At 45.5% G+C, this 12245-nt stretch carries 6 protein-coding genes; 4 read left to right on the plus strand and 2 right to left on the minus strand.

All coding sequences use genetic code 11. The features are described from left to right. Positions 1–99 precede the first annotated feature (99 nt). Positions 100–1425, plus strand: a complete 1326-nt coding sequence (locus MiSe_RS19295; protein WP_226583777.1) for a serine/threonine protein kinase — start codon at positions 100–102, stop codon at positions 1423–1425. Positions 1426–1869: 444 nt separating this feature from the next. Beyond that, complete coding sequence (locus tag MiSe_RS19300) at positions 1870–2700, plus strand: DUF8738 domain-containing protein (protein WP_226583779.1); 831 nt, start codon at positions 1870–1872, stop codon at positions 2698–2700. Between the two features lie 228 nt (positions 2701–2928). Here MiSe_RS19300 and MiSe_RS19305 read toward each other — a convergent pair whose 3' ends face one another. Together MiSe_RS19305 and MiSe_RS19310 are read right to left on the minus strand one after the other, a co-directional pair. Next, the gene (locus tag MiSe_RS19305; RefSeq protein WP_226583781.1) at positions 2929–3063 is read right to left on the minus strand and encodes a S16 family serine protease; all 135 of its coding nucleotides are present in this window, start codon (positions 3061–3063) and stop codon (positions 2929–2931) included. Positions 3064–3505: 442 nt separating this feature from the next. Further along, positions 3506–5326, minus strand: coding sequence for an ABC transporter ATP-binding protein (locus MiSe_RS19310; protein WP_226583783.1), 1821 nt, complete (start codon positions 5324–5326; stop codon positions 3506–3508). A 612-nt stretch (positions 5327–5938) separates the two neighbouring features. Between MiSe_RS19310 and MiSe_RS19315 the strand changes: the two genes are divergently transcribed. Both MiSe_RS19315 and MiSe_RS51060 read left to right on the plus strand, forming a co-directional pair. Continuing rightward, on the plus strand, positions 5939–10633 hold the full coding sequence (locus tag MiSe_RS19315) for an nSTAND1 domain-containing NTPase (RefSeq protein WP_226583785.1): 4695 nt from the start codon (positions 5939–5941) through the stop codon (positions 10631–10633). 1326 nt (positions 10634–11959) lie between these two features. After that, positions 11960–12094 (plus strand): hypothetical protein, encoded by a 135-nt coding sequence (locus MiSe_RS51060; protein ID WP_264196576.1) that lies wholly within the window; start codon positions 11960–11962, stop codon positions 12092–12094. Positions 12095–12245: the final 151 nt, after the last annotated feature.

Here is a 12245-nt window from a genome sequence, read left to right on the forward strand (position 1 = left end):
CACCTAGAGATATAGGTCGAAACAAAGGTGATGGCTTCGTTAAACCCGCCCCTACTTGCGTTAAAATTTCAAAAATTGTACCTTGGCTGGTTAAAGGCTATGACTTGGACAGTTGGACAAAAGTTGCAGGGTAGCAACTACACGATCGAGAAAGTGCTGGGTGAAGGTAAATTTGGTATTACCTATCTTGCCCGAAATGAAAACAATCGGCGCGTTGTTATCAAAACTTTAAGCGATCGCGCGCAACAAAGACCTGATTTTGACAAGTTGCATCAAGATTTTCTCAACGATGCACTACGACTAGCGAGATGCACCCATCCTCATATTGTCCGAGTTGAGGAATTAATCCAAGAAGGTGCTTTATGCTGCATGGTAATGGAATACATCGAGGGAGAAAATTTAGCCAGTCGGGTGGAAATCCAAGGAATTTTACAAGAAGATGAAGCAGTGCAATACATTGAGCAAATCGGTGCGGGGTTAATTGCCGTTCACGATCGAGGTTTACTGCATCGGGATGTAAATCCACAAAAGATTATGCTGCGATCCCCGCTTGCCCCCCTTAACAAGGGGGGATCCCCCCTTGCCCCCCTTAACAAGGGGGGTGAGGAAGCAGTGTTAATTGATTTTAGTATTGCCCGCGAAGTTGGATCGGATTGTTTTGCGCCAATTGAACAGTATGAAACAGAAACCAAATTGGGTGTTTATACAGATGTTTATGGTTTAGCGGCGACGCTGTATGCGATATTAACAGGAGAGTTGCCCGTAGCTGCGCCTGCGAGGGCTGCGAATACGCCATTAGTAGCGCCGAAACAGTTGAATCCGGATATTAGCGAGCGCATAAATCAAGCCATTCTCCAAGGTATGGCATTTCAACCTCACGAACGCCCGCAATCAATTCAAGAATGGTTACAATTGCTCTACAAAGATCCGGTTACTTCCTCACAATCTTCAACTTCAGCACCCCGCAAAAAGTCGCCAATAAAAACGGTTTTGTCACAAGATTTTCCTGTTTTTTTATTAGCAGGAGTTTTATTAAGTGGCGGCTGGATAGGTTTTGCTCTAGCTCAGATTATGGCTCCAGGTTGGATTTGGTCATTAGTATTGGGTGGTGCCTTAATTCCTCAAATAGCTGGGTATGCGATCGCCATCTTCGCTTCCTTTGCCGCTGCCTTGATGGCTCTTAATTTAATTGTCGAGCCTTCAAGTAAAACTTTGTCAAACCTGCCCCTTCTAGCAACAGCCATCTCCTTCTCTGAAATGGCAGTTTGGTATTCAGTTTTGGCGATAACTTTCTGTGCGTTTTCCACTTCCTTTATGCAGCAATTAAAAACATTATTCACCAAAATTCAAGCGTTTCTAATTTTAGCAGTAACTTCTTGGTTAGGAATAGGCTTAGGTCGGTTACTGGGTTTTATGTTTCAGTAAGCGTGGCAGCAGGTTTTATATATAAATCCCAAATCAGCGCATTAAAACCCCGTTTTTGAACCGCCATAGACGCGCAGCGGCTTCCCGTAGGGTAGACGCCAAGAACGCCAAGAAGAAGAAGAGAGAAAATAAAGAAGGTAATCTTTAGGGATTTGGTATGAAATACAGGACTTACGCAAAGAAAGCCGGTTTCTAGGAAAAATCGTTGGTTTGGAAACGAGAGATCCAGGTCGAAACCGGGTTTCTTTTCTCGTCGTACGTAAGTCCTGAAATATTCTCTGTTTTCTCCTTCTCTGCGGAATGTCGCGCCTGGAGCGGTTCATTAAAAAAAACACTGATTATAGATGAGCTAGCTTGCCACAGCAGATCTAACGGAACCAATAAACAGCGAACCAAGTCTATATCGCCGTAACCCTGAAAAAAACCTTTCATCAAACAAAAACTATGGGGATTTTAAAAGCTCTGATTTTAGCTAGTATCTTGTCTGTAAGCACCAGCCTGACAGTAATAAATGCTGCCGTTGCTTACCCAGAGATACCTCAAACTGCTAATGCTCAAGCTCAACCTGCAGCAAACGAAAACCGCCTACCCCCGCGAGTAGCAAACGCCGTCCGCCAGGATCTATCCCGCAAAACCGGCATTGCTCCCGGACAACTAAGAATAACTCAATTTAGCCGCCAAACTTGGCCCGATGGCTGTCTCGGACTCCCCGACCCCGATCAATTTTGCACCCAAGCCTTAGTCGAAGGGTGGCGCGTTGTCGTAACCCATCAGGATCAAACCTGGGTTTATCGTACCAACGACTCCGGTTCCTTAGTCAAATTAGATACAGCGGCTAGCCAAACCAAAGATACTAACAAGCTCAAACCCGTTCCAATTCCCGCCAGCGAACTACCGCCTCCTCTGACGCAAGGTATGATTTTTCGTGCTATCTCCAGTGGTGGATTTGCCGGTTTGACCTATGAAACCGTTCTGATGAATGACGGACGATTAATGCGAGTCAGGATAGGCGATGCTAATGATAGCGATCGCAGCGTGCGCCAAATTTCTCCCCAACAACTACGAGAATTTCAGCGGTTACTACAACGCAACTCGCTGTCTCGTTTCAATGGTATGAGTTACCCAGCACCCAGCGGTTCTGCCGACTTTATTACCGTCACAATTTCTAGTTCAGCCGGTACTACCCGCTACGCCGATATCGCTCAAAATAATCTACCTCAACCTTTGCAGCAAGTAGTTCAAGCTTGGAATCAGATTACCAGCGCCACCCAATGACTGGTACTTTTCAATAAAGCGGATTGCTTGCCTCGTCTAGGTACAGCCTTTAGGCTTGTTTGTGTAGCGGCAGCCTTAAGGCTGCCGCTACACAAACAAGCCGTACCTCATACGGCTGCAATCCGCTATAAAGCCAACATATTTGTAGAGTGGGTATTGCCTGCGACTATCCCTGCTTTTAGCTTCTAGTATTTTGGTAGGCAATGCCCACCTTACGTTTAATCGCACCTACCTACTTAGTACATTCCAGGAGACAAATTTTCGGAATATACAAGCGATCGCCCCTCCACAGGCAGCCAACACTTTTTCACCGATGCCGCCTACGGGTAACCCTTTCCCGCGCAGCGTAATTTTATCTGTCATAGACGATCTGCTTTCTCATGAAGCCTGTTCGCTTTCTCATTTCAGTAATTCGCGCATTCATTTTGGTATTTTCCCCAAGCAAAATGGCAATTTACTTTCTCATGAAGCCCGTTCGCTTTCTCATTTCAGTAATTCGCGCATTCATTTTGGTATTTTCCCCAAGCAAAATGGCAATTTACTTTCTCATGAAGCTTGTTCGCTTTCTCATTTCAGTAATTCGCGCATTTTAGGCCACATTCCTCACCATCAACTGTCACATAGACAGTCGCAGAGCTTGTCCCTGAGAAAGCCTCAAAGATCTTCCAGTAAAGTTTGGGCCTTCATACACAATCAGATCAAGACGACTTTGAGCAAGCGGGAAAACTCCCGTCACATCAGGGTTTCACCATTTGCGTCCGCCCAGTTTGACACAAGAGCGCTGATCAACCGACTGGCATATTTTCTACAAACCATATTGCTGAACTTGCATATTCCAAAGCGCAGCATACTCCCCTCCACATCGCAAAAGCTCCTCGTGAGTCCCCTGCTCAACCAAACGTCCCTGCTGCAAAACTAAAATCCGGTCAGCCATACGCACAGAAGCCAGTCGATGGGTAATCAAAAGTGTAGTCTTACCCCGCGCTAGCTCAACAAAGCGACAAAACACCTCGTACTCGCTGCGAGGATCGAGTGCAGCCGTAGGCTCATCTAAAATTAATAATTGGGCATCTTCCCGTACAAAAGCGCGAGCAAGAGCTAACTTTTGCCACTGTCCTCCAGAAAGTTCTGTCCCACCAAATTGCTTGCCTAAAAGAGTCTCTTCTCTGGCTGGAAACTTTTCAACTAATGTAGTTATCCCAGCTTTTTTAACTGCACGTCTAATGCGTTCAAGATTATCCAAAGCTTCAAGCTCTCCCAAAGCTATATTTTCCAACAGCGTCAGCGCGTAGCGACCAAAGTCTTGAAACACCGCAGCAATTTGTCGTCGCCATCCATCCAAATCTAATTCCTTTAAATCTACACCATCGACTAAAATTGCACCCTTTGTAGGGTCGTATAGCCGAGTCAGCAGCTTTACCAATGTAGTTTTACCAGCACCATTTTCCCCCACCAAAGCCACTATTTCGCCAGGGTAAAGCGTAAAGGAAACATCTATCAAAGCCGAGGGACGATCTGGATAACAAAAGTGTACCCGCTCAAAAGTAATGCCCTGACGAATTGAGTCAAACATCGGCTTGCTTTGATAGTGCGCTGCCATTGTTGGTTCGCTATCTAGGAAACTAAAGAACTGCTGCATATACAACAGAGTCTCAAACAAAAGTGTGGCAGTACTAACCAACTGTTCCAGATTTTGCTGCAAGTAAGCTAGCGATTGTACAAACAGCAGAACGCTACCTGGACTAATTTCGCCTCTAAAAGCTTGCTGCACCACCCAGTAAAAAGCAAAGCCATTTCCTAAAGTACTTAATATCGCCAAATTTGAAGCCCAAAAAGCTTGCTTTCCCCGCAGGTGACGCATCGTTTGATGGAAAGAACCAAATGCTTGCACGTAACGATTAATAAAAAACGAACCGAGCTTAAATAGCCGCACTTCCTTAGCGTAAGTATCGGTGAGCATTACCGTGGAGCAGTACTGCATCCGCCGAGCTTGCGGACTTTTTTCCAACATATTATCCCAAATTGTTAGCTCGTATTGGAAAGAAACATATGCTTGGGGTATCGTAGTAGCCACAATTAAAAACGGAATCCAAAACCCCAGTGGAACCAGCAGCCCAAACATCGCTACCACAGTGAATAAAGTTTTGCCTCCTTCAGCCAAATTTACAATTAAATTCAGCGGTTGATGGCTGACTTGTTGCTGAAGAAGCTGCAATTCATCATAAAATTTAGCATCTTCAAAACGGCTTAAGTCGGGAAAAGTATCGGCTTTACGCATCAAAAGCAAGTTGATATGAGCAGAAAGCTTTTCACCCAAGTTTCCTTGAACTGCTCCCACCCAAGGACTCAGAAGTGTTTCTAACAGCAAAGCGCCAACCCATGCCGCTACCAAGCTACTGAAGGCTACAAAGCCAAGTTGTTGATTTTGGCTTAAAGCTACTGCCACTTTATCTACTACTTGTTTGGTAATCCAGACGCTCAGTGCTGGGACAATTCCCTGCAACAAAACGGCAGTAACCATAAAGACTGTTTCTCCCCGCGCTGCTGTCCATAAAAATGGTAGGAAACGGAAGAGAACGCTTCTGTAGCTTTGCACAATATCAAGCACTTGTGTAAAGTGAGTCATAGGTTGAGTTTTTCTTTATTGGTTATGGGTTTCAGCAGTTTTTGAGCGAATGGCACTAAGATAACGGGTTTGTAGTTAGCGCTGGAAAGCCGGTGTTGTTTAGGTTCCGATCCTTAATAGGTGTAATTGAAATCAACTTATGCACTTTTCGGCTTGCGGCTCGATTTGTTCTGAATGTAAAGATTCATATCGTTTCCGCTTCTTTCTTCATGATTTACTCTCTTCGCGCTGGAAGTATATTTAATTACGAACCACTCCAGACACAAGTCCTAACTAAGGGTCTTCAAGCGGACGTGATATCAGATATTGCAGAGGTTGCTATGACATGAGGGGGAATAAGTCTTGCTAGGCTGAGGTTTTCACTTAAATGGGTGATGCCTTTGACATGAAAAAACAATAAATTGTGATTTATATCTCACAGTTTCAATAGTCGCGATCGCTCAACATATCTGTAATTATCACAGCTTTCTCGTTGAGTCGATCACTTCAATATCGGGGAAACTGCGGCACAATATAACTGTTGGTACTAAGCCAGAATGTATGATAACTTTTCAGCACGAACACCTCTGGAAAGGGCCCAACCAGGTTGTCAGCGAGGTCAGCAGATCTGACATGAGCAAGACAGTTGTTATCCATCTGGGAAGTGGTGACTTGTACAGCGGATTTCCGCGAGTCACTGCTCAGTTATGGATAGCAGAACACCCCCGACCTGAGCAATTTATTGGCAGCTTACCCGCAGCACCAGATTTGGTTAACTTGTATAGAAATTGGCAGTCAATTTATCAGCATTTATGCGAGCGCAAACAACTGCGTTCCTCGTTAGCAGTTGAAGAAGATGACGATGAACTGGAAATCGATCAAGGTAGTATCACTAATGTCTCTGTTGTTGGGTTTAGTGAGGCGTGCCAACAGTTACAAGTAGGTATCAATACTTGGCTCAATTCTGCCGAGTTTCTTAACATCGACCGACAATTGCGATCGCAACTGGACACAAAAGAAGAAATTCGGGTGATTATTGAAACCAACGATGAGTTGCTGCGGCGATTACCTTGGCATCGCTGGAATTGGTTTGAAGATTATCCTTTGGCAGAAATAGCCCTCTCTAGACCTGAGTATAAACGCCGGAACTCCTCACAGCCCAAAATCCTGCGAAATCAAGTCAGAATTTTGGCAATTCTGGGCAATAGTCAAGGCATCGATTTGGAGGCAGAAACCAACTTTCTCAAGCAACTCCCAGATGCAGAAGTTGAGTTTCTCGTCAATCCCTCGCGCTCTGAATTTAATGCACAGCTTTGGAACAAGTTAGGCTGGGACATTCTATTTTTTGCCGGTCATAGTCAAACCGAGGGTGAAACAGGCCGAATTTATTTAAATGAGAATAAGACAAACAACAGTCTGACAATCGAACAGTTACAAGAAGCTCTCAAAGCTGCTATTGAAAATGGTTTAAAACTGGCAATTTTTAATTCCTGCGATGGGTTGGGATTAGCGTTAGCTTTGGAAAAATTGAATCTGACTGCAACCATCGTGATGCGCGAACCAGTACCGAATCGCGTGGCACAAGATTTTTTTAAGCAGTTTTTAGCAGCTTTTGCCGTTGAACGACTTCCTTTATATATTTCGGTGCAACAAGCACGCAGAAAGTTACAAGGTTTAGAAGATGACTTTCCCGGTGCTTCTTGGTTGCCCGTCATTTGCATGAATCCGGCAGTAGAACCGCCGACTTGGTTACAATTAGGTGGCATTCCTCCTTGTCCCTATCGCGGTTTATTTGCCTTCCGGGAAGAAGATGCACATTTATTTTTTGGACGGGAAGAGTTCACCTCGGATTTGGTTAAAGCGGTGAAAACAAAGCCGTTGGTGGCTGTAGTTGGCCCTAGTGGAAGTGGGAAGTCTAGCGTAGTATTTGCTGGGTTAATTCCTAGCTGGCGGCGAGATGAATTTTTAGATTCTAATAGACCTCGACCACAAAGATTTTCAAAGGCAGGCGAGACGCCTACTCCACAAGAGATTTGGTCGATGTCTAATGATAAGCGATCGCCCAAATATTTCACCCATACCAGTCCGTCCCCATTAATCGTTTCTTTTCGTCCGGGGAACAATCCTTTTAAAGCTTTGGCGATCGCATTAGCTCCTCTGTGGGATCAAAACGACAATCACAAATCGAATTCTTGTCGCTTAATTGAACTGGAATTAGAAATTACACTCCAACAAGATGAACAAGCTTTATACAAAATTATTCAAAAAATACTCCAGCAAAACTCAGGTTCTCGCTTCATCCTCATAGCCGATCAGTTTGAGGAACTTTACACCCAAACTCCAGAACAGGAGCGTCAGCCTTTTTTGGATTTATTACTAACAGCAATCAGATTAGCTGGAGCGTTTACCTTAGTTCTTACCTTGAGGGCGGACTTTTACGGACATGCCCTATCTTATCGCCCTTTTAGCGATGCTTTACAAGGAGCCGTGCATAACCTTGGTCCCATGTCGCGCGAGGAGTTGCAAAGAGCGATCGCCAAACCTGCGGCACTCATGCAGGTAAAGTTAGAAGAAGGGTTGACAAATAAACTCATTCATGCAGCTTCGGGACATTCAGGACGTTTACCGTTATTGGAATTTGCCCTAACTCAACTGTGGTCAAAACAGAATGATGGGTGGTTGACTAATCAGGCATACGAGGAAATTGGCGGCGTAGAAGAGGCGCTGGCTAACCATGCCGAGACGGTGTATGCCCAACTTGATGAAGCAGATAGACTGAGAACGCAACGGGTATTGATTCAGCTAGTGCAGCCAGGGGTAGGGACGGATGATAACCGCCGTTTGGCGACTCGCGATGAGGTAAAGCAAGAAAACTGGGATTTGGTGACGCGCTTGGCATCTGCCCGTTTGGTGGTAACAAACTGCAACGCCTCCACCGGGGAAGAAACAGTAGAAATCGTGCATGAGGCACTAATTCGTTGCTGGGGACGCTTGGGGCATTGGATGCAGGTTAACGCCGAGTTTCGCCTTTGGCAAGAGCAACTACGAGCATCTGTGCGTCAGTGGATCGCTAGCAGTCTTGATCAAGGGGCGCTGTTGCGAGGGAAGCCTTTGGCAGATGCCCAATATTGGTATCAGCAACGTCGAGATGAACTCTCTCAGGGAGAGAAAAGTTTGATCGAACTGAGTTTAGAATTGCGCGACAAGAAACTCAAAAAACAAAAACTCAGACGACAATTGACGATCTGGGGACTGATCGGTGGCTTAGCGATCGCTTCCACAGTAGCCTCTTTTGCTTGGTGGCGATGGCAGAATTCAGAGATCAAAGCTTATAGCGAAGCCTCAGAAGCACTGTTTGCCTCAGACCACAAGTTAGATGCCTTGATCGAAGGTTTAAAAGCAGGAAAACTACTCAAAAGCGCTATTGGCGTAGAACCCCTGACAGAGATTCGAGCTGCGAACGCCCTACAACAAGCAGTTTACTGGGTGAGAGAAAACAATCGCTTGCAAGGACATAAAAATCGGGTCAATAGCGTCACTTGGAGTCCCAACGGCAAAATCCTGGCTTCGGCGAGCGATGATAACACGATTAAACTCTGGAATCTTGAGGGCAAGGAAATCAGGACGCTCGAAGGGCATACTGCTGCGGTCAATAGCATCAGCATCAGCCCCAACGGCAAGATCCTGGTTTCCGGCAGTAATGACGGCACCATCAAACTCTGGAACCTTAACGGCAAGCAAATCCGGACGCTTAAACAAGGGGCTGGAGTCAAGAGCGTCAGTATCAGCCCCGACGGCAAGATCGTCGCTTCTGCTGGTGACGACACGATCAAACTCTGGAACCTTAACGGCAAAGAAATTAGGACGCTCAAACATAGCACTGAGGTCATCAGTGTCAGCATCAGTCCCGATGGCAAGATGCTAGCTGCGGGAACTTATGACGGCACGATCGAACTTTGGAGTTTAGATGGCAAAAAAATCAAGACGCTCAAAGCGCATCAGGAAGATGTTATGAGCGTCAGTTTCAGCCCAGACGGGCGAATGCTGGCTTCGACGGGTTATGACAAAACCGTCAAACTTTGGAGGATAGCGGACGGCAAACAACTCTGGACAGGTAAGGGACATAGCGATTCAGTCTGGAACGTTAGCTTTAGCCCTGATGGCAAGATGCTAGCGAGTGCGAGCATTGACAAGACGATCAAAATCTGGGCAACAGCGGACGGCAAACTGCTCGAAACGCTCAACAATAATAGTTGGGTTTATGGCGTCGCTTGGAGTCCCAACGGCAAAACCTTGGCAGCGGCAAATATTGACAAAACCATCAAACTCTGGAGCTTTGATGACAAAGAACTCAAGCAACTTGTGGGACATAACGATGTTGTCAGAAGCGCTAGCTTTAGCCCCGATGGCGAAACAATTGCCACCGGAAGCGATGACGCCACGATCAAACTTTGGACTAGGGATGGCAAGCTAGTTAATACTCTTAAAGGGCATAGCGGTAAAGTCTATAGCGTCGCTTGGAGTCCCGACGGCAAGATGCTCGTTTCTGGAAGTGACGACAATACTATCAAACTCTGGAGGATTGCAGACAGCAAGCAACTTTTAACGCTCAAACATCAAGATGCGGTGAGGAGCGTTAGTTTCAGTTCCGATGGCAAGATGCTGGTTTCTGGAAGTGATGACAAGACAATCAAATTTTGGAGAATTCCGGACGGCAAGGAAATTTTGACCCTCAAAGCACGCGATTCGATTGATAGCATCAGCATCAGCCCAGACGGTAAGATGCTGGCGTCGGGAAGTATTGACAACAGTATCCAACTCTGGAGAATTGCCGACGGCAAGTTACTTAGTACGCTCAAAGGACATAGCGATGATGTCAGGAGTGTAGCTTGGAGTCCCGACGGCAAAACAATTGCTTCAGCGAGTCTTGACAGTACGATCAAACTCTGGAACTTGGAAGGCAAGGAACTTAAGACACTCAACGGAAATGGCGGCTGGATCTATAGCGTCGCTTGGAGTCCCGATGGCAAAACAATTGCTGCGGCTAATGATGACAACAGTATCAAACTCTGGAGCATTGACGGCAAGGAACTTAGGAGACTCACAGGACATAGGGATAAAGTTAGGAGCGTTAGTATAAGTCCCAACGGCAAGACGCTGGTTTCAGCAGGTAGCGATCGCAATGTATTCTTGTGGAACTTGGAGTTATTGGATCTGAATATTTTATTGAAGCACGGGTGCGATCGCTTGCATGATTATCTCAAAACCAACCCGAATGTGAGTAAGAGCGATCGGCATCTGTGTCAAAGTTATATCCTGCCAGGTTGAACAACAATAGACCTCGACCATATCTCTTGTGGGGTGGGCGTCTCGCCCGCCTTTGAACCTAATTTTTGCAGAGGTCTAATAGACCCAGGACTTACGCAAAGAAACTAAGGTGATACGAAAAATCGTTGGTTTGCTTTCGAGAGATCAACTCTTCACCTTTGTTTCTGGCAACGCCCTTGCGTAAGTCCTGAGACCTTTTGCCAAAGTATACATCCCGCCCGGAAATACAGCGGATTGCAGTCGTATGAGGTACACCTTTGTTTGTCAAGCGCGCAGCATTAATGCTGCGCGCTTGACAAACGAAGCCTTAAGGCTGTACCTCACTAAGAAAGCAATCCGCTGTAAATTTCCGGGCTAATAGCTCAAGTCGGTTAAAACCGACTAAATGCAATGAAACCAGTTTGTTTTAACGGACTTGAGCTATTAGCCCTTGGAATTTATTACCTGGCGGGTTTGATACTTTTGCCAGAGGTCTAACGCAATTACAGTTGATCGACCGGACACGATATTAATCGAGTTGTAGGGGCGGGTTTTACCTGCAATAAAAGTCGCCAACTCATTGTATTAATCAACCCGCCCCCAGCGGGGTATCGATACAAACGGACATAAGCTGCTACGCATCTAAATTTAATACAAAGACGGGCAAGATGCCCATCCCACAAGAATTTCAGTAAATGTAGTAAATGTAGGGTGCTATCTTACGAGAGTACGGCACCATCACCACTATATATGCCATTGCTGCCTAAGTCCTGATGATAAAAATACATAGGAAGGAAAAAAGACAAGATTGTCTCTAGTAAAAACTTTTTCCCATCTGGCGATCGCGCAGTGCATCAGTTGATTTTAACGACACCTATAACGAAACAGAGGGAAGGCAAAAGACAAGGTTGTCTCAAATCCAAATTTCACCTCTATCTTCCAAAAGTGCATCAGTTGATTTTAACGACACCTATTAAGAAGACAGAGGGAAGACAAAAGACAAGGTTAGCTTAACTCCAAATTTCTCCTCGGTTTTCCAAAAGTGCATCAGTTGATTTCAACGACACCTATTAAGGAGACAGAGGGAAGACAAGGTTGTCTCGACTCCAAGTTTCTCCTCTATCTTCCAAAAGTGCATCAGTTGATTTCAACGACACCTATTAAGAAGGCAGAGGGAAGACAAAAGACCAGGTTACCTTAACTCCCAATTTCTCCTCTATCTTCCAAAAGTGCATCAGTTGATTTCAACGACACCTATTAAGAAGGCAGAGGGAAGACAAAAGACCAGGTTGTCTCTAGTCTAATCTCAACAAAACTCAACTCCATGTTTCCAATAAGGAGAAAAAAATGGTTACGAACTTTGAATCTGGCAACAAAGAATACAGCAAACCCCAACTAATTGAAGTGGGTGATGCGATTAAGGCAACATTGGGGCGCTACCGCCGGGGACACCGCGATCATCGGCGTTACTACTACCGCTAATTTGTTACTAACCCAGAGTAAATAACTCAACGTCGTCCCCTCAAGGGGACGGCCTGGGCAATCAAATCGAAAATCAATTCCAAGCAACCAATAAATAGGAGAAAAAAATGGACACCAAACAATACCGTAAACCCCAACTAATTGAAGTGGG

Source organism: Microseira wollei NIES-4236, from assembly GCF_020521235.1.
GTDB classification, from domain to species: Bacteria; Cyanobacteriota; Cyanobacteriia; order Cyanobacteriales; family Aerosakkonemataceae; genus Microseira; species Microseira wollei.